22 protein-coding genes and 1 pseudogene are annotated in these 21926 nt (G+C 43.5%); 12 read left to right on the top strand and 11 right to left on the bottom strand.

The annotated features are described in order from the left end of the window. Positions 1-103: 103 nt before the first annotated feature. The 5 genes from F6J94_RS02535 to F6J94_RS02515 all read right to left on the bottom strand — a co-directional run bounded on the left by F6J94_RS02535 (position 104) and on the right by F6J94_RS02515 (position 3274). A complete protein-coding gene (locus F6J94_RS02535; protein WP_293036575.1) occupies positions 104-436 on the bottom strand; it encodes a DUF5615 family PIN-like protein in 333 nt (110 codons plus the stop codon). Then, positions 433-663, bottom strand: a complete 231-nt coding sequence (locus tag F6J94_RS02530; protein ID WP_293036573.1) for a DUF433 domain-containing protein — start codon at positions 661-663, stop codon at positions 433-435. Before F6J94_RS02530 ends, F6J94_RS02535 begins: the two co-directional genes overlap by 4 nt. A 137-nt stretch (positions 664-800) precedes the next feature. Further along, positions 801-1418 carry a hypothetical protein gene (locus tag F6J94_RS02525; RefSeq protein ID WP_293036571.1) on the bottom strand — a complete coding sequence of 206 codons (618 nt, stop codon included), beginning with the start codon at positions 1416-1418 and terminating at the stop codon, positions 801-803. A 42-nt stretch (positions 1419-1460) separates the two neighbouring features. Beyond that, positions 1461-1631, bottom strand: a complete 171-nt coding sequence (locus F6J94_RS02520) for a hypothetical protein (RefSeq protein WP_293036569.1) — start codon at positions 1629-1631, stop codon at positions 1461-1463. A gap of 335 nt (positions 1632-1966) precedes the next feature. After that, positions 1967-3274: a transposase gene (locus F6J94_RS02515; RefSeq protein WP_293036567.1), complete on the bottom strand. Its 1308-nt coding sequence runs from the start codon at positions 3272-3274 to the stop codon at positions 1967-1969. Between F6J94_RS02515 and tnpA the strand changes: the two are divergent. The 5 genes and pseudogenes from tnpA (at position 3230) to F6J94_RS02490 (ending at position 7629) form a co-directional block, all read left to right on the top strand. Then, a pseudogene (gene tnpA / locus F6J94_RS02510) lies at positions 3230-3771 on the top strand (IS200/IS605 family transposase). The gene F6J94_RS02515 and the pseudogene tnpA overlap by 45 nt on opposite strands. 102 nt (positions 3772-3873) lie before the next feature. Next, the gene (gene psbQ / locus F6J94_RS02505) at positions 3874-4320 is read left to right on the top strand and encodes a photosystem II protein PsbQ (protein ID WP_293036565.1); all 447 of its coding nucleotides are present in this window, start codon (positions 3874-3876) and stop codon (positions 4318-4320) included. Between the two features lie 362 nt (positions 4321-4682). Continuing rightward, positions 4683-5819, top strand: coding sequence for an FAD-binding oxidoreductase (locus F6J94_RS02500; RefSeq protein ID WP_293036563.1), 1137 nt, complete (start codon positions 4683-4685; stop codon positions 5817-5819). 233 nt (positions 5820-6052) lie between these two features. Then, on the top strand, positions 6053-6769 hold the full coding sequence (locus tag F6J94_RS02495) for a hypothetical protein (RefSeq protein WP_293028237.1): 717 nt from the start codon (positions 6053-6055) through the stop codon (positions 6767-6769). Between the two features lie 29 nt (positions 6770-6798). Next, positions 6799-7629 (top strand): biotin--[acetyl-CoA-carboxylase] ligase, encoded by an 831-nt coding sequence (locus F6J94_RS02490; RefSeq protein WP_293036561.1) that lies wholly within the window; start codon positions 6799-6801, stop codon positions 7627-7629. Positions 7630-7714: 85 nt separating this feature from the next. Here F6J94_RS02490 and F6J94_RS02485 read toward each other — a convergent pair whose 3' ends face one another. Beyond that, on the bottom strand, positions 7715-7885 hold the full coding sequence (locus F6J94_RS02485) for a hypothetical protein (protein WP_293036559.1): 171 nt from the start codon (positions 7883-7885) through the stop codon (positions 7715-7717). A 159-nt stretch (positions 7886-8044) separates the two neighbouring features. Here F6J94_RS02485 and F6J94_RS02480 point away from each other — a divergent pair, with 159 nt between their 5' ends. Then, a complete protein-coding gene (locus tag F6J94_RS02480; RefSeq protein ID WP_293036557.1) occupies positions 8045-9529 on the top strand; it encodes a peptidoglycan DD-metalloendopeptidase family protein in 1485 nt (494 codons plus the stop codon). Positions 9530-9685: 156 nt separating this feature from the next. On the opposite strand, the gene F6J94_RS02475 is transcribed toward F6J94_RS02480, so the two are convergent. The 3 genes from F6J94_RS02475 to F6J94_RS02465 form a co-directional block, all read right to left on the bottom strand. After that, on the bottom strand, positions 9686-10651 hold the full coding sequence (locus F6J94_RS02475; RefSeq protein ID WP_070395703.1) for a GDP-mannose 4,6-dehydratase: 966 nt from the start codon (positions 10649-10651) through the stop codon (positions 9686-9688). A 159-nt stretch (positions 10652-10810) separates the two neighbouring features. Continuing rightward, the gene (locus F6J94_RS02470) at positions 10811-10969 is read right to left on the bottom strand and encodes a hypothetical protein (protein WP_293036553.1); all 159 of its coding nucleotides are present in this window, start codon (positions 10967-10969) and stop codon (positions 10811-10813) included. A 172-nt stretch (positions 10970-11141) separates the two neighbouring features. Beyond that, positions 11142-11333 (bottom strand): hypothetical protein, encoded by a 192-nt coding sequence (locus F6J94_RS02465; RefSeq protein ID WP_293036551.1) that lies wholly within the window; start codon positions 11331-11333, stop codon positions 11142-11144. A 15-nt stretch (positions 11334-11348) separates the two neighbouring features. Between F6J94_RS02465 and F6J94_RS02460 the strand changes: the two genes are divergently transcribed. Beyond that, positions 11349-11822, top strand: coding sequence for a thioredoxin domain-containing protein (locus F6J94_RS02460; protein WP_293036549.1), 474 nt, complete (start codon positions 11349-11351; stop codon positions 11820-11822). A gap of 209 nt (positions 11823-12031) precedes the next feature. Here the strand turns inward: F6J94_RS02460 and F6J94_RS02455 are convergent, their stop codons facing one another. After that, a complete protein-coding gene (locus F6J94_RS02455; protein WP_293036547.1) occupies positions 12032-12496 on the bottom strand; it encodes a pentapeptide repeat-containing protein in 465 nt (154 codons plus the stop codon). A gap of 339 nt (positions 12497-12835) precedes the next feature. Between F6J94_RS02455 and F6J94_RS02450 the strand changes: the two genes are divergently transcribed. The 3 genes from F6J94_RS02450 to F6J94_RS02440 all read left to right on the top strand — a co-directional run bounded on the left by F6J94_RS02450 (position 12836) and on the right by F6J94_RS02440 (position 17191). After that, positions 12836-14611, top strand: coding sequence for a cytochrome c biogenesis protein ResB (locus F6J94_RS02450; protein ID WP_293036545.1), 1776 nt, complete (start codon positions 12836-12838; stop codon positions 14609-14611). Between the two features lie 238 nt (positions 14612-14849). Continuing rightward, the gene (locus F6J94_RS02445; RefSeq protein ID WP_293036543.1) at positions 14850-16574 is read left to right on the top strand and encodes a cytochrome c biogenesis protein; all 1725 of its coding nucleotides are present in this window, start codon (positions 14850-14852) and stop codon (positions 16572-16574) included. A 167-nt stretch (positions 16575-16741) separates the two neighbouring features. Then, positions 16742-17191, top strand: a complete 450-nt coding sequence (locus F6J94_RS02440) for a Rieske (2Fe-2S) protein (RefSeq protein WP_075900228.1) — start codon at positions 16742-16744, stop codon at positions 17189-17191. A gap of 197 nt (positions 17192-17388) precedes the next feature. Here the strand turns inward: F6J94_RS02440 and F6J94_RS02435 are convergent, their stop codons facing one another. Beyond that, positions 17389-19152: an ABC transporter ATP-binding protein gene (locus F6J94_RS02435; protein ID WP_367142147.1), complete on the bottom strand. Its 1764-nt coding sequence runs from the start codon at positions 19150-19152 to the stop codon at positions 17389-17391. Positions 19153-20009: 857 nt separating this feature from the next. Between F6J94_RS02435 and rimM the strand changes: the two genes are divergently transcribed. Together rimM and F6J94_RS02425 are read left to right on the top strand one after the other, a co-directional pair. Further along, positions 20010-20639 (top strand): ribosome maturation factor RimM, encoded by a 630-nt coding sequence (gene rimM / locus F6J94_RS02430; protein ID WP_293036538.1) that lies wholly within the window; start codon positions 20010-20012, stop codon positions 20637-20639. A gap of 359 nt (positions 20640-20998) precedes the next feature. Then, a complete protein-coding gene (locus tag F6J94_RS02425) occupies positions 20999-21889 on the top strand; it encodes an alpha/beta fold hydrolase (RefSeq protein WP_293036536.1) in 891 nt (296 codons plus the stop codon). Positions 21890-21926 lie beyond the last annotated feature (37 nt).

Raw genomic sequence — 21926 nt, 5'->3', positions numbered from 1 at the left:
GATGTTAAGTTGTTTGTAAATGCTTGCAGGGTCGCACTTCCAGAGTCGGATAATCCTTGAAATTCACCACATGGGATTGACCAAAGTACCTACCATCTTAGACTTAGTGCAATTCTAGGCAATGCAGTTTGGAGTTATCTAAAAGTTCTTGAATTGCTTCTGCGCCAGAGCGCAGTAGAGCTTCCACTTGTTTGGTGGGTGCGTTACCGCAACGTAGCCACAGTACTTTAGGTGGATAACCATACAAACGGCTTCTTTCCGCAAAGTCTGCATCTTGAGTCACGATACAAAAATCGTTTGCTTTAGCAAATTCCCAGATTTCAGTATCCGTTTTCTCTGCCAGACCATGAAACTGAACATGGCTCGAATCAGGGAACAGATCTGCTAGTCGAGCCACCAGTTTATGGCTTAGATTTTGGTCAAAAAGGAGTTTCAAGGAGTACTTACCGAAGCAACTAAACGATGTTCGCGATCAGCAGCAAATTCTAGACAAGCTCTAATGTCCGTTTCGGTCAATTCTGGAAAGTCATCGACAATTTCGGCGTGAGACATACCAGCTGCTAGCCAGCCTAAAATGTCATAAACGGTTATTCGCATCTGCCGAATACAAGGTTTACCACCTCGCTTATCCGGTTCGATTGTAATAATATTATGATAGCTCATTTTGCCAATAGGTTTGGTCTTATTATTATCAGTTTATAGCAGACTAAGACTGGGCTGCAATGGAAAAAATAATTAACAACTATAGTGCTGCATCGCTGCTCCTTGCTGCAAAGCTCCCTGCTCCCATTAACCCACTCCTAGGAGGCGCGCACCGTGGATGACTTCGCAGCTAACTCCAAAACGGAGCAAACCGAACCAAATACCTCACTTAAGTCATTAATAGTTACCCTAGAATAATTCTTCGTAAAATGTTTTTCCTCTAGCTTTCCAAACTGCCACAACTCAGCATCAGTGACTATTCCATATACCACCCGACTTTCCGTTTTATTTAACTTTTGTGCAGCTACCAATTCTGCCAAACATTGCCCCCAACCTTTAATAAAATCATTTTGTTTGGCTTCTACAATCAAAATCAGGGGATACTCTATTACGTTTTTCCCCAGTTCTGAACGCTTACCAAAAATATAATCTGGTGTTCCTGTTAAAATGCTATCTGCAGAAATCGATTTATGGCTCCAGATTGAATATTGGTCAACAAATTTTTTTGATGCCTCACGCAAAATCGGATAGATAACGTTTTCACAGCGGGCAGCCTCGGATGAGAAAATATCAAAGTTTTGCCTACTAAACTCGTAATCTTGAACAAATTGCTCTGGTGGCGAGACAGAAGAGATGGAAAGAAAGTCTTCTTCGGTATACTTGATTCGATATGTCTTCTGCACTTCGTCAGCAGATTTAAAATCTGTAAATGCCATGATAGATAGCAGTTATCAATTCTTCGGTAAGGTAGTTTCGTCCTAGGTTTTAGAGACTAGGGAGTAGGGAGTAGGGAGTAGGGAGTAGCGATGCAGAGGTGCGACCCGTGGCGAATTTAATTCGCCTACGGAAAACGCACCATTACGGTGGGGGTTTCCCCCATGAGCGACTGCATCAAGACGGGAGTAGGGAAGAGTAGAAAAGAGAGCCAAGGATTTTTTAGTACTATAAATCACATTTGGTTTTATGATAGCTTGGTAAAAGATATTGTGATCAGGGTTGGCGAATTTATTTCATGCTTAGCTTAAGCCTTGGTGAATATTTCCATCAGTTTCTAATTTTTGTATAAACTTTTTAATATTTATCTGTACAGCTGACAGACAAGCTTGAGAAAGGCAAACAGCTTTCAGCAGCGTCTACCTGAGCAGATCCTGAATTGATTGATTAGTTTTTCACCAACCAAGATCTTGGTCAAAGTGGTGCTTCAGCGGGTAAGCTTCGACACAATCAGTGATCAAGCTGCCATAGTGACTACTCCCACATCAAATCAAAGATTATGATGTGGGCTTCTCAATCTCACAAAAGAGACTTGCTGTTCCTCGGCGGAAGCCGACGCTTCGCGAACGACATCCTGTGCCGATTTACCACAGCCATCAAGCGGTAGTCCAACCGCCAATAGTCCACGATTTAAAATGTTAATTCCGCTATTCCAATCACGATCAACTTTGACGTTGCAACTAGAACAGCAATGAACGCGTTCGCGCAGCGTCGGCTTCGCCGAATCGCTTAAATTTTTCTCGACTCTAGAACCACAGTTAAAACATTCGATGCTTGTACCGCGTGGATTGACTTCCTGAACTAACAAGCCGCGTTTGACCGCCACTGCTTGTAATATCTCCAGAAACGCCCCCCAAGCTGCATCATTTATTGATTTAGCCAGTCTGGTTCTAGCAAGACCTTTTATGTTTAAGTTTTCGTGAGCGATTAGGTCGTATTTACTGCACAACCAATGAGCAACCTGATAATGGAATTCTTTTCTGCATCGGGTCAAATGAAGATGCAACAAGGCTACTTTGTGCTTGGCTTTTTTCCAATTGTTTGACCCTTTCACTCGACGAGACATAATTCGCTGAGCCTGAGCAAGCTTTCCCTGGGCTTTCCTGTAAAATTGCGGAATAGGTACCGCTTCTCCATCAGAAGTGGTCAAGAATTTCTCTAAACCAACGTCAATACCGACGGCAGACTTGACTGAATCTAAGGGTAGTAGTTCAGGTACGGTATCATCTTTCATGGAGAGACAGCAGTACCAACCATCGGCCTTTTTGACAATGGTGCATTGCTTAAGGGTAAAACCTACAGGTAATGGTCGATGCATTATGACAGGCATTGATCCAATTCGGCTTAATTTTAAAACGCCGTCAATTAAATGCGCACCCGCTTTAGAGCTATTTACCCTGGGGAAAACAAACGATCGAAGCTCTCCCGTTTTCTTAAAACGAGGTCTACCTCCACGCTTGCCGTTAACATCAGGTTTTCTCCATCTGTCCCAAGCTTTGTTGAGACGTTGTAAGTTTACCTGTTGGGTTTCTGCATAGATCTTCTTGTACTCAGGAAATAGCTTTTTGGTTTCTTTGAGATCTGCTTGCTGAGTGTAATAGTTTACCGGCTCTGGAATTTCTCCAATTGGCTCACTCACTAAACTGCACCTGTCGATCGGAGAACGAGTCCGATTTAACCAGTCAAGCCGTTGACCTAAAGCGTAGTTCGAGTGACGACGCAGTAGTTCGAGCCACCTTTCCATGATGGCGACTTGTTCGGGACTGGGATTGATTCGGTAACAGTAAGTGAGTATCATGAATTTATTGTAGCACTTGCTGTAAAACTATGAAAGGTAATTATACAAAGTTAAACAGGTCTGTGTATCGTATTACTGTGCATATTGTACTTGTAACCAAGTACAGGCGACAAGTCATATCAGAACAAATTTTGATTAGGTTAAAGCAGATTTGCTCTGATACTTGTGTCAAATGGGACTGCAACCTAGTAGAGTTCAACGGAGAGGAAGATCATATTCATTTGCTTGTTGACCTTAATCCTAAGGTTGCTCCAGTCAAGCTAATAGCCAATATCAAAACTGTAACCAGTAGATTGATTCGTCAAGAATTTTCTGAGTGCTTAAAACGGTTTTACGGTGACAAAAAAGTTTTCTGGACAGGTTCTTATTTTGTGGCTTCTTGTGGCGGCGTTACTATCGAGCAGTTAAAGAGTTATGTCCAAAACCAGAATACCCCGTCAGGTAATTCCCCTCCCGCTAACCCTCCGGGTATAACGGGAGACCCCTTCCCTGTTTAGGTTGGGTATTAAACTTTTCGTTTGATGTGACCAATATTGGGTTATATTACTTGACGAACCTTAAGTAGTTTTCCTGATCGGTTGGCTAGCGAACAAACAATGATGATGAGAAGTTATCGGTCTATTCTGACTGTGATTCTGGCAATGGTGATGACCTTTTTGGTCAGCTGTGGTAGCCCAAGTGCCACCAAGGCTCCTACCTACACCCCTGAAAAAATTGCCCAAATCAAGACAAGTGCTACTAGAGTGCTTGAGCTTCGCGAGAAAATGCCAGTTCTCGAAGCCAACATTCAAGACGAAAACTGGGTAGATATTAGTTCATTTATCCATGGTCCGTTAGGAGATCTAGGGCGCAGCAGTAACTATCTGAGTGGTCAACTCCTTCCCAAAGACCAGAAAGCTGCCAAGGAAGCGGCTGAAGAATTGTTGCAATCTTTGGTTAAAATTGACGAAGCTTCTGTAGAGCGCAACTCCCAGCTAGCACTCAAAAACTACGCAGCAGCTTTGAAAAACTTTGATGACTTTTTGGAACTAATTCCCACTAGTTAGAAAGTTCTAAAATATGAAGAATGAATTATGAAGTGTAAAGTGTGAAGTATAAAGTGTGAAGTGTAACCTATGAAATGGGGTTATTGGTGGCTCACTGATGGTAAATGGTTCGTGCTTTAGACCTTGAAGGCTTATATCCTAGGGCTACAAAAACCAAATTGGCTCTTTGGGAAATAAAGATAAAATCAATGTTTCCTAGGCTAGGTACACAGCTTTAGTTTATGTAGCCTAACTAGGCACGGGTATCAGGAATCTTAACTCAGTACCATGCCAATTTAGGTTGACTACAAGCGTTATCCATAACCATAATTCATACTTCATAATTCATACTTCATAATTCATACTTCGTAATCGATAAAATTGTGAGTAAAGTCGCTATTATTGGATGCGGTATCGTTGGAGCAGCGATCGCATATGAACTTAGTCGGGTAAATGGGCTAAGTATCACTGTCCTCGACCAGCATCTGCCAGCACAAGGCTCTACTGGTGCTGCTTTAGGGGTACTCATGGGTGCCATTAGTAAGAAAGTCAAGGGTAGGGCGTGGCAGCTGCGGCAAGCCAGTATCCAGCGCTATCAGAGCCTGATTCCTGAATTAGAGGCACTCACCGGATACCAGATTCCAGTCAATCGCAACGGTATCTTGAAGCTGTGTTTGCCTGGAGAGGACTTGGCGTCTTGGGAAAAACTAGTACAAACTCGCCTCTCCCAAGGTTGGCAATTAGAAATTTGGGATGTTCCCCAAGTTAAGCACCGTTGTCCTCAGCTAAGTCAAGATAAATTTATTGCTGGAATCTATTCTCCCCAAGACCTACAAATTGAACCAACTGCCCTAACCCAAGTATTAGTGGCTGGTGCTGAGGCCAATGGAGTTAGGTTTAATTTTGGAATCACAGTAAAAGCATTTGAATCTATAGGTTCCGATCTCAACAATTCTCTCAATTGCTACCAAATCTATACTGATGCTGGAACCCTAGAAATAGATTGGCTAGTAGTGGCTGCTGGGTTAGGTTCATCTGGGCTGATTAAGATGCTCCACGCACAAGACTTGCAAGTTAGTCAAGATCTACCTGTGACTCTGAAACCAGTACTGGGACAAGCCTTAAAATTGCGGCTCCCTCAGCCAATGGGATATGAAGATTTTCAGCCGGTGATTACTCGTGATGATGTTCATATTTTGCCAGTGGGTAAGCAAGACTACTGGGTGGGCGCAACAGTTGAGTTTCCCGATGATGCAGGTAATGTAGAAGCACAACCAGGGTTACTGGAGGTGGTCAGACAGAATGCGATCGCATATTGCCCTCCTCTAGCCACAGCAGAGATTATCCACACATGGTACGGGTTACGCCCTCGTCCAGAAGGACGACCTGCCCCTGTCATTGGTCAACTGCCTGGTTACAATAATGTTTGGTTAGCAACAGGTCATTATCGCAATGGTGTACTCCTCGCTCCGGCTACAGCACAACTAATTCTCAAAGAAGTTATTGAGTCAGGAAAATAGCTAGAGGTGCGACAATCACGCGAATTTAATTCTTAATGGTAAGAGCGCACCTATTGTTTTTGTTGAGAGTTAATCTTGACATTTCACAGTTAACCGTCAATCTTCAAAAAACACCGATCAATTAAAATATATAGGTTGAATGTTCATGAACTGATCTTTTTAGGAGGCGCGGCGCAACCTCTCACGTTTAACCCCAATGGGGTGTCAGGGGAGTATCCAGCCGTGAATTTTTGATGAAATCTCGATGGTTAATCACGAGTTTGCTGATGGTGCTGATGAGCTGTGGCGAGTCGCCGACTCCACCACCTAAGACAACAACAAGTCCCCAACCGATGCCAACCCCGCCTAATTTAGAGGACACATCTAAATCTGGCAGTTCAAAGCCCACAGCCAAACTGTCTCCTCCGGCATCAGATGCCTTTACTATCTCTGCTAAAGGAATTGGACCGGCTAAGTTGGGAATGACTTTGGGACAGCTAAAACAATCCCTAGGGGATAAAGCAAAATTTGAGGTGAAGTCACCGTTTATTGTCGGTTTCGATGCGATCGCAGTTATCCAATCAGGACAACCCCAATACTATATTCTTTACCCGATGGGAACACCTATGGGTAATTCAACCGTAATGGAAGCGTTATTCACCACAAATCCTAACTATCGCACCAGCAAAGGTGTTGGCCCTGGCACACCCCTAAAACTAGCTGAGGAAGCCTACGGTGACGCTACCTTGTCCTTTAACTATGCCAGCGAGTCTAGGGAATACGTCAATTTTGCCAACCTATCACAAGATATAGCCTTCCGCATCGGAGTAAACGTCAATGATACTAAGAATCAGTTTTCTGGCCTTTATGCTTCACCATTGAAAGAATATAACCAAACCCAGAACTATCGCGACTCAGCGACAATTAAATCTCTAGAAGTCTATTGCCGAGATAAATGTCCTTCACCCTAGACAATCATTTACGTGAGCTTATCATTTAAATGAATACAAGCTCATTTAATCAACAAGCGTTTGAAATTGCTCTGGAAGCAGTAAGGGAACAGTTGCCCCTCAACTCCCCAGGCATGGGGAAATTCTCACCAATTCCCCTACAGGTATTTGAAACTCTCCCATCCACCAACCAAACCCTTTGGGAATTGCTCAACCAAGGTGCAACAGTTCCCTCGATGGTTATTGCTGGGCAACAGACAGCAGGGCGGGGACAGTGGGGACGACAATGGCAATCTCCAAAAGGTGGACTCTACTTATCCTTAGCTTTAGCTCCCAAGTTACAGGCATTGGACAGCGCCCAGCTAACCATGTGTAGTGCTTGGGGAATTGCTACAGCCTTGAGAGCTTACGCTATGCCAGTGTCTCTGAAGTGGCCCAATGACCTACTGCTTAAGGGACGCAAACTTGGAGGTATTCTAACACAAACCCGTGTGCAACAGGGTCAAATTACCAAAGCAGTCGTGGGTGTCGGAATCAACTGGAGCAATGAGGTGCCGGAATCTGGCATCAATTTGTGCTCATTTTGGCAACCCGAGCCCTCTCCCACTGTGACTTCTATAGAAATGCTGGCTGCCATTGTTTTACAAGGACTACTGTCCGGATATCAACTCTGGTCAGAGGAAGGAATGAATAGTTTGCTACCACGATATCTAGCGCTATTCAATTATCAAGGAAGCCAAGTCATGGTAGAAGGAAATCCAGGCATCATAACAGGGGTAACCCCTAGGGGCGAACTGCGAGTGCATCTACACGATACTCCGACCCCAAAAGAAATTTTGCTCAAGCCCGGTACAATCAGTCTTGGCTATCGTAGTTGTTGAGAACTATTACGGTTAAGGGTCAAATGTTAAGCATCAACTAATCAACAAAACAGGAATTATGGCGTTGCTTAATAATGGAATGATTTTAAGAGTTTTGTGGAATGGGCATCTTGCCCGTTCCTGGCGGTGCGACCCGTGGCGAATTTAATTCGCCAACGGTCGCACCTGTGGAATGGGCATCTGGCCGTGGCATGGGCATCTGGCCGTGGCATGGGCATCTGGCCGTGGCATGGGCATCTGGCCGTGGAATGGGCATCTGGCCGTGGCATGGGCATCTGGCCCGTTACAATTTTCGGGCGGGCAGGATGCCCACTCTACTCCTATTCATTCGAAGACTGACGCAAGGCCGGAATTATGGCTGATAGCTAACAAGCGCGAGTATAACTGTGTAGTAATTATTTTTAGTGAGTCGTAAATGACCAAAGAAAACTCCCCTGGTAGCACCCTGTATAGCATTTTCTACCGATGCCCAAAACTCATCCATGGACTGAGTGTGATGAGTAGTATTGGTGTCCTCAGCAGCGGTATGGTTGTGGCCAAAACTCAGTCACCCATAGAAGCTGTATCAGTCAACAACACTACCAAATCTATAACGGAAGCAGCATTTGATCCAACTCTTATTGCTGCTTTGCCTAAACCTACAGCCCCAACTTCCTTTCCGGTGCCAGCTGTGCCAGTGGCAAAACCAGCTCCAGCAAAAGCTGCTGTCATACCAGTAGCAGCAACCAAGGTCACTAAACCCATTGCCCCACGAGCACCAAAAGCTGCCCGGAAATCAGTAGCTCCCTCCGTGGCTATCAAGGTCAAGAAACCGATTGCTCCACCAGCTAGGAAATCTGTCCGGACAAAAGCGATCGCAGTCAAACCAGTACAGCGTAGAACCCAATTCTCTGTACCAGCTAAAGCCACTGTCGCCAAGCCACCAAAAGTCAAGCTCAATCCAGTAGCATTACAGCCTAGTGTTCCAAAAACCGCTGCTAAAAATAGCTATATTGACCGCACAAACTACAATGTTGGTGCCACTAAACGGTACACTCCCCCCTCGGCAGTTGTCTTAACTGAACGGTCAAGGGGTTGTCGCACCGTAGCCAGAAATGGGCAACTCAGGGGGAATTGTGGTGTTGCCCCGAGGCGTCAACCAATTGCTATCACTGGAGGTAGACGGAACGGTAGAGTAACTCAATTACCCAGACCACGAGTAATTAGTACTCAAACTGCTAGATATAATCCCGTTCGACCAGTCAGATATAATTCAGTTCAACCGGTCAGATTTAATCGGGTCAAACCTGCCAAAACTCGTCCAGCTAAATGGGTTCCTCGTGGGATTAGCGTTGCTCGGAGGAATCGGTCTGTAAGGAAACTTCCTACAGCCTTAGCCTACTACAATCTCACCCAACGACCCTCAGGATTGGCCAATTTCAGGCAATCCAGCTTTGTGTTCCCCGTAACCATTCCTTCTGCCATTAGCTCCCTATTCGGCTGGCGGATTCATCCGATTTCCGGTAATCGCCGTTTCCACGCTGGTACAGATATAGCAGCACCCCTAGGTACTCCAGTTGTTGCTGCCGCTGATGGTGAAGTAGTAACAGCTGACTTCTTAGGTGGCTACGGTTTGACCGTTATGGTGCGCCATGAGGAAGGTACCCAAGAAAGCCGCTACGCTCACCTATCAGAAATCTTCGTCCAACCTGGGGAATGGGTACAAAAAGGAACTGTAATTGGGCGCGTTGGCAGCACCGGTAATTCTACTGGTCCCCACCTACACTTTGAATGGCGGCATGCCACTCCCCAAGGCTGGGTAGCAGTTGATGCTGGCTCCCATTTGAAATATTCTTTAGGTCAACTAGTCCAAGCCCTACAAGTAGCCCAAAATACCTCCTTTTCCCTACGAGGATTTTAGGCTGCTGATGGGGTGATGGGGTGATGGGGTGATGGGGACAGAGTTATATCAGCAGCACCAGTTATATCACCATCTCAGTCCCCAGTCCCTTGTCACCCTTCACCCTTTACCCTTTACCCTTTACCCTTCACCCTTTGCATCCAACGATGCAAGCCTTTACTTAGACAAACTTTCCCACCGAGCTTCCACCATCATTCGCACCACATCCGGCATTTTGTATTGGGCTTGCCAGCCTAACTTATCCCTTGCCTTAGCTGGGTTAGATTTCCCTAAAGCCAAATCAGTCGGTCGGAATAAGTTGCTATCGGTCACCACATGCTCTTGCCAGTCCAAGTCAAGTGTAGCAAACGCCGTTGCCACGAAATCTTCTAATTTATAACTCTCTCCTGTCGCTATTACATAATCATCTGGCTGGTCTTGCTGTAGCATTAAATACATTCCTTGAACATATTCAGGAGCCCAACCCCAGTCACGCTTAATTGCCATATTGCCCAAACGAAGCTTCTCTTTACTACCGTTAGCAATCCGACAAGCAGCACTAACAATTTTTTGGGTCACAAATCGTTCTGGTCGTAGGGGAGACTCATGATTAAATAAAATACCAGAGCAGGCAAATAACCCATAGGCTTCACGGTAGTTAGCTACTTCCCAAAACGCTGCTGCTTTAGCAACACCATAGGGACTTCTGGGACGAAAGGGAGTCTGTTCATCAGCGGCTTTGTCTCCAGTATCCCCAAAGCACTCACTAGAACCAGCGTTATAGAGTTTAATGGGAGCACCAGTAAAGCGAATTGCCTCTAATAAATTAATCGTGCCAGTTGCTATGCTTTCTAGGGTTTCTACCGGTTGTCCAAAAGACAAACCCACTGAACTTTGCCCAGCCAAGTTGTAAACTTCATAGGGTTGGAATTTTGTCAGCACTTGCAATACACTACGAAAATCCGTCAGTGTCATTGATTCCAATTTAATTTGGTCTCGGATACCCAAATACACCAATTTCCTAAAGGAGGACATTTGAGCATCCCGTGACGTGCCACAGACAGTATAGCCTTTGTCTAAGAGCAACTTTGCTAAATAGGCTCCATCCTGACCAGATACTCCACAAACCAGTGCCTTTTTCATTAACTTTTCTCAGGAAATAAACGATTCATGTCATGATAATATTAACTATCCATGTTAGATATCACGAATCGAATTGTACACTATAATAAAGAACAAGAATGCTAATTGATAGCCCTGAGCGACAGTCTTTTAAATTCAGGTAATCATCCTAGATTGTCGTTAAAGTATGGCTAATGCTAATTCATTGACAGCGGTTTGCAATTCAGTCAGGTACAAATTCTTGGGTTTTAGGGAGCAGGGAGCAGGGAGCAGGGAGCAGGGAGCAGGGAGCAGGGAAGAGGGAAGAAGGTAGGGAACAGGGAACAAACATTCTCTCAATTGATTTAGGATTGCTATATAGCGCGTAGCGCTAANTTGGCAGTATTCTACCGGGTATATCTAAAGGCCCCCTAATTCGTAATCTACGCTCTATCTGGCTATCCACCCATATATTCCTAGTCAGTGTATTCTTTGTGATGCTAGTATTTCACATATTTCTGGCCTATTACTATCAGTAAATAGGGAACAGGGAATAGGGAATAGGGAATAGGGAATAGGGAATAGGGAATAGGGAATAGGGAATAGGGAATAGGGAGCAGGCAACAGTGGCGTAGGGTGTGTTAGGGACGGGCTCGCCAAGACACAAGCCATAGCAAGTGTTGGGACAATCCGTCCCGTAACGCACCACCGCGTCAAAACCCAATTGAGAAATACTATAATGAATAGTGAGAAAGGAAAACTCAGGGCAAAACTCAGCATTGTTGTAGGAATAATCACTGTTGTATTCGCAGCTGGAACATTTTTCCTAACTCGTTCTGATGTATCTAGCCTTAGCACTTCAACCGTGGCTGGGTTAGCTCTAATCAAGACAATGGTAAAGCAATCCGTACCTTATGAGCTTGCTTTAAGCAATAATAAGCCCACTTTAATAGAATTTTACGCTGACTGGTGTAACACTTGTCAATCCATGGCTCCCATACTAAATAAAGTACACCAACAGTATGGAGAAACCGTGAATTGGGTGATGCTAAATATAGATGACCCCCAGTGGGCTAAACCCATTGAAAAATACCGAGTGACTGGTGTTCCTCAATTCACATTTCTAGACAGTAATCAGAAAGAGACAGAAATCCTAGTTGGAAAAATTCCTGAAACACTTATAACTAAAGTCATCGAAGATATATTATATTGAAAACAGGATTACCATAGGTGACAAGTTGCAGGTTAGAAAGTTACAGGTTAGAAAGTTACAGGTTAGAAAGTTACAGGTTATTAACCCTTAAACCAAACAACCTACCCTACTTCGGACGCCAAAGGCGAACAACAACACAACCTTCAACCCTTCAACCTTCAACCCTTCAACCTTAAACCTTAAACAAACCAACCTTAAACAATATCTGTCTAGAAAGCTGCCAACTTTAAGATACCGATATCAAAACTATGAGACATTACTGCACTAGTTAAGTCCGCACCCATAAGGTTAGCACCACTCAAATCCGCACCCATAAGGTTAGCACCACTTAAATCTGAGCCCTGAAGGTTAGCACCACTCAAATCCGCTCCACGCAAATCGGCTTTGTGTAAGTTAGTTTCAGTCAAATTTGCCTTGATTAAAGTAGCTGCAGTTAAGTCTATCCAACTGAGGTTAGCTCTAGTAAGGTTCGCTTCGGTAAGGTTAACCCCTTCTAAGATAGATACATAAAGCTGAGCACCACTGAGATTTATCCCCTCAAGATCTACCCAACTCAACAATTCCTCACTCAGATTTATGCCCCGAAAATCCCGTTCTCCCCTAGCATATCGCTTCAGTAGTTCCTCAGAATTAGTTGTCGTAAGTTGGCTAGATGGACTCGTGTACAACAGCATAGATAACCTCAAACGTGATCTGGATTCGGTCTGGTGTTAGTGACAATTCCTTACAGATGAGAAATTCTAGACAGACCGTGATATGGCCAGTATCGAAGTATGATGTTAGCGATCGCGTTTACGCAACCGTTTAGCAATGTCTAATTTAGTAGACTATTAGTATAATAATTGAGTACACCTTTAAGATTAAAAACTTGATATAGTGGTTCTGATAGTAATGTGGTAAACAATATTTTTGACAACTTCCAACTTTGATATTACCTATTAGCGTTTTCCCATTCCCTATTCCATAAAATACCAAAGTTATTGTGTACCTCACCTATTTTAGAACTGCTATATATGCTTGAGAATACCTTTAAATTTATTGGCTCGATTAAACTAGCTGTCCCTTTACTTAGTATGATTGTCGCTATCTTAATTGGGGCGACGTTTTACGAATCTCAGGTCGGGTCAACTACCGTGCAACAAGAGATTTACAAAAGTCCGTGGTTTGGAGCCTTAATGTTATTACTAGCCCTCAACCTAGCGGTATCAGCTCTGTATCGCTATCCCTGGCGAGGTGCGCGTAAAATCGGCTTTGCTCTGACTCATCTTGGTATCATCGTAATTATCGCTGGTTCAGCCGCTGTAATCCACTTAGGTGTAGAGGGCATGTTACCTTTGCGCACCGATACGGCTTCGAGCAATCAGATTCGGGTTGAAGGGGAATTTGTGGAAGTGATGACACCATCATCAGAGTTGCAGCAGGCTGATGTATTGATCAAGCCAGATGGTTCAGTCATCCCCAAGCAAATTGGTAAACTGTCTTTGGTAGGCTACAGCGACAACACCATCAAAACAGTTAGTTTTACCGAAGGGGCAACGGCAGATAATCTAGCAGTAGATAATCCAGCAGTGCGATTACGCTTGAAAAGCGATCGCATGGGGCAAACCCTAGAGCGGTATATAGCTGTAGCCCCAGTAGCCTATAGCAAAGTAGGGATTGGGCCAGCTGAATTAGAAATCATTCAGGTTGATACGGTAGCGACAGGAAAAGGAAAATCTCTGCTATCCCCCCCTGAAGAACAAAACCTGAGTCCTTGGGGAAGCATCGAGGTAACGTCAAAAGAAAGGGACAATATAAATACAGAGATTATCGATATAAAACAAGCTCTGTCATCCCAAGCCCCAGACTCCTCAGTCAAAGTCGTCGATTTTTGGCCGGATTTCCGACTAGACGCCAAAAACCAACCGACCACGGCCTCCCAACAACTGAGAAATCCCGCAGTACAGTTAGAGGTATCCACACCAGAAGGGCTTGAACGCTGGTTTGTGTTTGGAAAGGAAAACTTTCCCCCAATTCGTTCAGTGGTATCAGGAGAACCCCAAGAAGGAATTGAGATTAGCTATAACATTCAACCCCAGGAATCACAGGATTATTTCCGGGTGATCGTGACTCAATCAGGTCAGCTATTCTACGCTGCCCATTCCTCGAAAGGATTTAAATCTGGGACTTTAGAGGTTGGAAAAGCTGTAAGTCCCGGTTGGGCAGACTTCCAAATTACCCTAGACGAGTATATTCCCCATGGCAAAATCAATCGTCAGGTCATACCTGTATTTGACCCAAGCGTTAAGGGAGTACCAGCTTTATTAGTCAGCACCGAAACCGGAACCCAAACCTGGTTACCCTGGGGCGAACCGACTACGATTAACGAACCAACAGGAGAAATCTTTGCTGCCTTTAGTCCCAAACTATTGCAACTGCCGTTTGCGATCGCATTAGAAGACTTCATCGTTGAACGCAATGAAGGCAGTGATTCCGTTGCTATGTGGACTAGCAAAATCCGGATCGAAGACCGGGATCACCATGTCATCTCCCACCGCAACGTTTGGATGAACCATCCCACCTGGTATCAAGGCTGGAAAATAGCCCAAGCTTCCTGGAATCCCGGTGACTTAAAACAATCAACCTTACAAATCAAGCGAGAACCAGCCTGGGTAACTGCCTTAACCTGGACAGGCTCCGGTCTAGTAATCAGTGGCATCACTATCATGTTCTATGGTCGAGGGGTAGCCAAAAAACTGCGCCGCCAGCCACAGGAGGTTGAAAGTTGTAGGTTGCAGGTTGAGGGTTGAAAGTTGTAGGTTAAACGTCGTTCGCGTAGCGTGGCCTTTTGGCCAAGGTTTAAGGTTCAAGAACGTTGCAGGTTAAACCTTTGACAGCATCTTTAGTACCAAAATTATTTCTAAACCTGTCCTTTTGTGTTCTGTGTGCCCAAATCCGAAGTTGCCTTGTACTACCATTCTCCCTAGCATACTTTGTTCTAGTTCAGATTAGCGTTTACTCCTATTTAGCTTCAACTCCTGTGTTCTGATGAAACCACTCCAACTCCTGATCGGACTTTGTCTCGGAATCCTAATCCTAATCATACCTCCAACCCAACTGCAACCATCACCCCTAGACCCCTTACAAACCCTAGCCGTCCAACTTGATGGGCGCAAAAAACCCTTAGACACAGTAGCCCGAGAAACCGTAGCCAAAATCCACGGTTCAACTAACTACCGCCTAGAAAACAATCAAACCCTCAACTATCTCCAAACCTACCTATCCCTATGGTTTAATAACCGAGACTGGAACCAAGAACCCTTCATTCTACTTACCTACCGCCCCCTCAAAGAAAAAATTGGTCTTGACCTAGAACGAAAATACTTCTCCTTCGGAGAATTAGTCAGTTCCAACCTAGGTGCCATCGTTCTGGAAGCCAATCAAAAAGAAGCGGACAACATTGAGCTGACCAGAGACGAACGAGAAGCCCTCACCATAGAAGACAGACTGGCATTAATGTTACGCACGGTAGGTACTGATACCCTACCCCTAGTTCCCCATCCCAGTGATAGTAAAGGCACTTGGGTAAGCATACCTCAATCGCAACAGTATTACACCAACGAACAAATTAGCCCTCTACAGCAGAGTTACCAAACACTCAAACAAGCCTATCGTTTAGATCCCCTACTGACTACTGTGGAGGTTGGGCAAGTCGCGGAAACACTACATCAGCAGTTAGCCGCTCTTAGCCCTGAAATTTACCCCAAGGATTCCGTGCTGCAACGGGAAGTTAACTTCTCTAGTTTTCGCCCGTTTAGTAAAGCCTGGAAAATTTATGCGATCGCATTACTAGTCCTGTTATTAGGATTATCCCTCAAACAATTCGACCTCTACTCAGGAGCAGTAGGAATTTTCCTCACAGGTCTTTTCATCCAAGGCTACGGCTTTATCACCCGCATGGAAATTGCCGGACGTCCCCCAGTCACCAATATGTATGAATCCGTAGTGTGGGTTGGATTTGGGATTGCCGCTATTGCCCTAGTCTTTGAGCTAATCTACCGGGCAAAATACTATCTGTTAGCCGCTGCTCCTTTATCAATCCTTTGTCTACTTCTAGCAGACAGTCTTCCAGCCGTCCTAGATCCAAGTATTGCCCCCCTTGTACCAGTACTACGGGACAACTTCTGGCTCAGTATCCACGTTCCCACCATTACCCTCAGCTATGCTAGTTTTGCATTAGCAATGGGATTAGGACATATTATTCTAGGACATTATCTAGTTGCTCCCCAATCCTCTCAACGAATTGCCCATCTATCAAAATTCAACTATCGAGTCCTACAAATTGGTGTGTTACTGCTCACTACTGGCATTATTCTCGGTGGGATCTGGGCTCACTTCTCCTGGGGTCGCTTCTGGGGTTGGGACCCCAAAGAAACCTGGGCGTTGATTGCCCTAATGTGTTACATAGTCCCCTTACATGGTCGTCTGGTAGGATGGTTAGCAGACTTTGGGATGGCAGTCATTAGTGTAGTTTGTTTTAATGCTGTGTTGATGGCTTGGTATGGTGTTAACTTTGTTCTCGGTACTGGTTTACACAGTTATGGATTTAGTACTGGTGGCTCAGAATTGATTGTCGGGACCCTAGTTGGTTTAGACTTATTATTTGTAGCAGCTGCAGCTACCAGACATAACCGTTGGTTGCTCTCTAAATCTAGTGAAAATCTAGTGAAACAGTTGAGTAAAAACCAACAAGTTATGGCTAACGAGAATTAAAACGAATTAAAACTAAATTAAAATGCACAACTAATGACGAAGATATGATCCAGCTAAATTAGCTGATAATGGTTTCTATTGAAAATTCCTGAATTGACAGATCAGATAAGTAATCGTTGATTATGGTTTATTATTATAATTGATCGTTTGCCACATAGAGGTATACTATGGATCGTCGTAAATTTATGGGCTGGTTTGGTGTTGGTGCATTAGCTACTTATCTACCAGTAGCATTAGCTGCCTGTAGTGCTGAGGAAAGTCAGCCACAAGCAACAGAAAAGGAAAGCCCTAAGATTGATAAGTCGGTGCGAGAGGATGGATTCCAAGCCGTTGGCACAGTGCAGGAGTTAGAAGAAAAAGGCAAAATTAGCGACAAGATAGCAGATATTCTAGTCGTGCGTAATCTCAGCAACAATAGTCTTGTTGCCGTAAACCCTAGGTGTACTCACCAAGGCTGTAGCGTGGATTGGAAGCAAGAGGATAAAATATTTAACTGTCCTTGCCACGGTTCTAAATTTGATTTAGATGGCAAAGTAACTAAAGGACCTGCAGACAAACCCTTGAAAAGCTATGAAACAAAGGAAGAAGATAATTTAGTTTTGGTAAAAGTAAGCTAGTCATTTAGGAGCAGGTTTGATATTGCAGCTGAAGTCCCCCTTTTTAAGGGAAATTTAGGTGCAGCTGAAGTCCCCCTTTTTAAGGGAAATTTAGGTGCAGCTGAAGTCCCCCTTTTTAAGGGGGATTTAGGGGGATCTCTTTGCACCTCATGGGAGAGAGAATTGCTATAACTAACCTGCTCCTGCGTCTTTCCAATTCAAAAATTAAGGCTTTGTTCATTTAAAATAATGTCTTGATAAGTACCTGACTTCACTAAACGACCTTGATCGAGTAAATAGATACAATCACAATGTTCAATAGTGGAGAGACGGTGGGCAATGATAATCATCGTTTTAGTGCCATTCAACGATTTAATTGCTTCATTAACCAAGTATTCAGTTTCATTATCTAGTGCAGAAGTCGCCTCATCTAGGACTAAAATTTCCCTTTGATGGTAAAGTGCGCGAGCAATTCCTATCCGCTGACGTTGACCACCAGATAAACGAACTCCCCGTTCACCAACAACAGAGTTAACTCCCTCAGGCAATTGCTCAACAAACTCCGCAAGTTGAGCAGATTGCATAGCGTGATCTAATCGTTCTCGATCAATCAAATGCTTTGGAATACCAAAGGCAATATTTCCTTCGATTGTGTCATCTATCAGAAAAATCGACTGTGGGATATAGCCAATTAAATTTTGCCAGGAACGCAGATTATTATATATCGATTTACCCTTGTACCTAATCTCACCACTCTCAGGAGCTAATAGACCTAAAATAACATCAACTAATGTTGTCTTACCTGAGCCTGATTTACCGATTAAACCAATAGATTGACCTTTGTTGATAGTCAAGGATATGTTCATAATAGTAGGGTCTAAAACCTTGGGATAGCGGTAGGTAATTCTATTAATTTCAATTTGATTATCCTCCGGTGATAGACTTCTATTAATGTCAATGGACTTGGCAAAATACCTGAATTGCTCTGAGGGAGTATTAGGCTTGGATAGGGGATATAAAGCTGATAAATATGTAGGCTCCAAAATTTTATCTACTTCAATGTTTTCTAACTCTTTTAAATCCAAGTATATTTTATTAATCGAATAGCTGGAGTTTCGCATCAAAGCAATATTAGATGTTAAATGACTAAATGCTGGAATCATGCGCACAGAAGCCAAAGCGAAAATACCTAAAACTTGGATAATATTTTCTGTTCCAAGGTTAAAGACTAACACTATAGATACAAAAGCTACTAAAAATGTCACTAAAATCGCTTCAATTATAATGCGAGGCAAAGCTTGGAAAGTATGAAACGATGTCATGCCATTAACCAGTTGATCGACTTGAGCACTCATTTGCCTTTCAAAGTAAGATTCGCAACCAATAATTCGTGTTTCTTTTAATCCTCCAAGGCTATGATTTATGATGCGAATCATTTCCTCCTTAGATTGAGATACTTTTTTTCCCCATTCGGAAATTTTGTCTTTAAATTGGTAGATAATCCCCAAGGGAATTAGTAAAATCAAGGCTAGAGTAATTGTTGCGATCGGATCGGTGATTATTAGTAAAATAACTAAAAAAAAGATAATAATAAAACTGGCTACGGTTTTGAGGAAAGGAATCATGAATTTTACACTAAAAACTCCAGAGTCTTCCAAGACCGTGTTGATCAAAAAAGCCGTATTTTTCCTAAGATGAAATGTGTAAGGTGCTACCAAGTAGGCATGGAGCAAATTTGAGGATAGTTCACCGTACTGAGTAAAGCTAAATTTAAAGATATATTGTTGAGCTTGGAAACTTAATAATGATTTAGTCCAGAAGGCAACAATAATGATTAAACCTAGCAAGGCAATAAACTGAACTTCAGAAGTTAAACTTAACTTGACATAAACCCAATGCAGCCGAGAATTTAGTTCAATCAACCTTGGGTTAGTAGCTAACCCCATAAATGGCCCGACAAGTCCAATACCTACAGTATCCAAGAGGGAGGTTAGTAATATTAATAACAGAAGAGGGATTAGTCGGAGTTTTCTTTCTCCGAGAATGTATAAAAAATTTGACAAATAGCTAACCATTTGGTATGTAAAATATTATGAGTATAAAGGAATAATTTAGTGTAAATCAGCTTTATGATGTCGTCAAAGATAAGAGGAAAGATTGAGGTTTGGTCAAATCTAGACAATTGTCCTAGTCCGCTGGCATTGCCGGCATCAAGAGAAGCTCGACAATCTCAATCCCTTCCATAAAGCCATTCAGCTCTCGAAGGTGAGCTAATGCCGAATTGCGTTGATTGAAGTAACTCTGATTAGACTGTTAGCATCTATAACGTTTATAAAAGAGTTTTTAAAATCCAGAAGCCCACAAGCCCTGTTAGTGTCGGCATCCTGTCTAGGTTATACTTCCTATAAAATATATTGATAATTTTTATAATTAAATTGTTTATTATTTTCCTAGGAAAAAACGAGTAATTTCATAGATTTTAATTGCCCTTAATTTAGCCAGAATAGTAATTGATAAAATGAGTCAACATATTAGCCGATTTTATTGGAAAATTTATAGACAATTCTACTGGCCATTTATAGTGTGTTTTCTATTATTTTTTCTGAGCAAAATGCCGGGAATCAGGATAAAATAAAATGACAGGTCCGCGCTATCCACGCTCTCGGACCCCTTTAGGGATGATGGTACTATAGCGCTACGCGCAAGTCAGCAAGGTTCTTGCGTCAGAAGTCAAAAGTAAGCTATGAATAAGTTTGCTGAGTTTAGGAATGTCCTAAGCTTAATGCGTAGTGCTATACCTTGCCCTTAGTGCTTAGTTCACTTACCTCAAAATGCTCAAATGACCAATGACGACTGGCTAGAAATCGGTAGAATTGTTTCCCCCCATGGGCTAAAAGGAGAGTTGCGAGTCTATCCCAGTTCTGACTTTCCCGAGAGGTTTGAGGAGCCAGGACAGCGCTGGTTAAAACCACCAGGGGATAATCCACCCCAACCTGCAGAATTACTTTGGGGACGTTTTGTCCCTGGTAAAGGGTTATATGTTGTGCAGCTAAAGGGGGTAGACAACCGGGATCAGTCAGAGGCGTTGCGCGGTTATCAACTGTTGGTACCAGCCAGCGATCGCCCAGAGTTAGAGGAAGATGAGTATCACATCTTAGACTTGATTGACCTTGAAGTGTTTAATCAACTCACTGGTGAAGCTGTGGGGGTAGTCGTAGACGTGATCCCAGCTGGTAATGACCTTTTGAAAGTCAAATTGCAATCTTCAGTGCAACCCCCCCCAACCGATGCGGAAACTGCACCACCCACTCGAACTAGCAAGAAACGCCAACCCAAGGGTAAGAAGGAACCACAGCCAGCAACGGTACTGATTCCCTTTGTGAAAGCGATCGCACCAGTGGTCGATCTCGAAAATGGTCGGATTGAGATTACGCCTCCTGCGGGTTTACTAGAAGTCAATCAACGTTAAGTCATAAGCGTGCCACGCATCTAAATTTAATTTGTATTTAATCTGTTCATGTTCTGTGAGGGTGATAACCGCCCCGAAATCCTGACCAGCTCTAGCTTTAAGGTCACTATTATCCCAAATTATACAATGCCCGATTTCGCCACTTACCTCGCCACTTACCAAGGGCGGGTTAAGTGGTATCCTCCTGGGAGTGGAAAGCTGAGATTGAAGCCTTGACCTGATCAATCCTTGCTAGGTCATGTTTAATCGTATTTTAATATAAGTTTTTATTATAACTAATTTATCATCCAGAATCAACTTAGTACCTAAATATTTAGTAATATTAAAATGAGTAAGTTAATTAAAGTTAACAAAAAGCTGTGTCTACACAAAAACTAATACCCTACCACACTACGGAAAACCATGTTTGGAACTGGCAAGGTAACCATATTCAATACACCGTCATGGGGACTGGTAAGCCTCTACTGTTGGTTCATGGTTTTGGGGCATCCATTGGACATTGGCGTAAGAATATTCCTGTCCTAGCCGCAGGGGGTTATCGAGTGTTTGCCATCGATCTGCTGGGATTCGGAGGTTCTGATAAACCTGCCTTATCCTACACCGTAGAGTTGTGGCAACAACAAATAAAGGACTTTTGGGATACCTACATCAATGAACCTACCATATTTATCGGTAACTCCATTGGTGCTCTGTTAAGTCTGATGGTGGTCACAAACTATGCTGAGATTGCTGCTGGTGGTGTCTTAATCAACAGTGCTGGTGGACTCAATCACCGCCCTGAAGAGCTAAATCTACCTTTGCGCTTGGTCATGGCAGCTTTTACGAGATTAGTGAACTCTCCAACCTTTGGACCGTTCCTGTTTAACCGTATCCGCCAGAAACATCGCATCCGCAGCACCCTTCGTCAAGTCTACTGTGATTCAGATGCCATTACAGAGGAACTTGTAGAGTTAATCTACCAGCCTGCTTGTGATCCCGGTGCTCAAAAGGTATTTGCATCAGTTCTTACTGCTCCTCCTGGTCCTAGACCTAGTGAACTTTTACCGAAGTTACAAAGTCCTCTACTCATTCTTTGGGGAGAAGAAGACCCTTGGACACCGATTTCTGGTGCTACCATCTTCCAAAAACAGAGTCATCAGGGTAAAGACGTAAAATTTGTAGGAATTCCTAAGGCTGGTCACTGCCCTCATGACGAAAACCCAGAGTCCGTAAATTCACTGATTCTCGATTGGTTGTCATCTCGCTGGTGAAATAGAAAAGCAAGTAATCAGGGTCAATCACGTTAGT

It is taken from the genome of Moorena sp. SIO1F2 (genome assembly GCF_010672755.1).
GTDB lineage: Bacteria > Cyanobacteriota > Cyanobacteriia > Cyanobacteriales > Coleofasciculaceae > Moorena.
This window is presented reverse-complemented; position numbering and strand designations above follow the sequence as displayed.

Bases quoted from the DNA above. Each gene is read 5' to 3' on its own strand.
- F6J94_RS02530 (WP_293036573.1), bottom strand. From the start codon at position 663: ATGAGCTATCATAATATTATTACAATCGAACCGGATAAGCGAGGTGGT.
- F6J94_RS02525 (WP_293036571.1), bottom strand. From the start codon at position 1,418: ATGGCATTTACAGATTTTAAATCTGCTGACGAAGTGCAGAAGACATAT.
- F6J94_RS02515 (WP_293036567.1), bottom strand. From the start codon at position 3,274: ATGATACTCACTTACTGTTACCGAATCAATCCCAGTCCCGAACAAGTC.
- psbQ (WP_293036565.1), top strand. From the start codon at position 3,874: ATGATGAGAAGTTATCGGTCTATTCTGACTGTGATTCTGGCAATGGTG.
- F6J94_RS02495 (WP_293028237.1), top strand. From the start codon at position 6,053: ATGAAATCTCGATGGTTAATCACGAGTTTGCTGATGGTGCTGATGAGC.
- F6J94_RS02490 (WP_293036561.1), top strand. From the start codon at position 6,799: ATGAATACAAGCTCATTTAATCAACAAGCGTTTGAAATTGCTCTGGAA.
- F6J94_RS02485 (WP_293036559.1), bottom strand. From the start codon at position 7,885: ATGCCCATTCCACGGCCAGATGCCCATGCCACGGCCAGATGCCCATGC.
- F6J94_RS02480 (WP_293036557.1), top strand. From the start codon at position 8,045: ATGACCAAAGAAAACTCCCCTGGTAGCACCCTGTATAGCATTTTCTAC.
- F6J94_RS02475 (WP_070395703.1), bottom strand. From the start codon at position 10,651: ATGAAAAAGGCACTGGTTTGTGGAGTATCTGGTCAGGATGGAGCCTAT.
- F6J94_RS02460 (WP_293036549.1), top strand. From the start codon at position 11,349: ATGAATAGTGAGAAAGGAAAACTCAGGGCAAAACTCAGCATTGTTGTA.
- F6J94_RS02455 (WP_293036547.1), bottom strand. From the start codon at position 12,496: ATGCTGTTGTACACGAGTCCATCTAGCCAACTTACGACAACTAATTCT.
- F6J94_RS02450 (WP_293036545.1), top strand. From the start codon at position 12,836: ATGCTTGAGAATACCTTTAAATTTATTGGCTCGATTAAACTAGCTGTC.
- F6J94_RS02445 (WP_293036543.1), top strand. From the start codon at position 14,850: ATGAAACCACTCCAACTCCTGATCGGACTTTGTCTCGGAATCCTAATC.
- F6J94_RS02440 (WP_075900228.1), top strand. From the start codon at position 16,742: ATGGATCGTCGTAAATTTATGGGCTGGTTTGGTGTTGGTGCATTAGCT.
- rimM (WP_293036538.1), top strand. From the start codon at position 20,010: ATGACCAATGACGACTGGCTAGAAATCGGTAGAATTGTTTCCCCCCAT.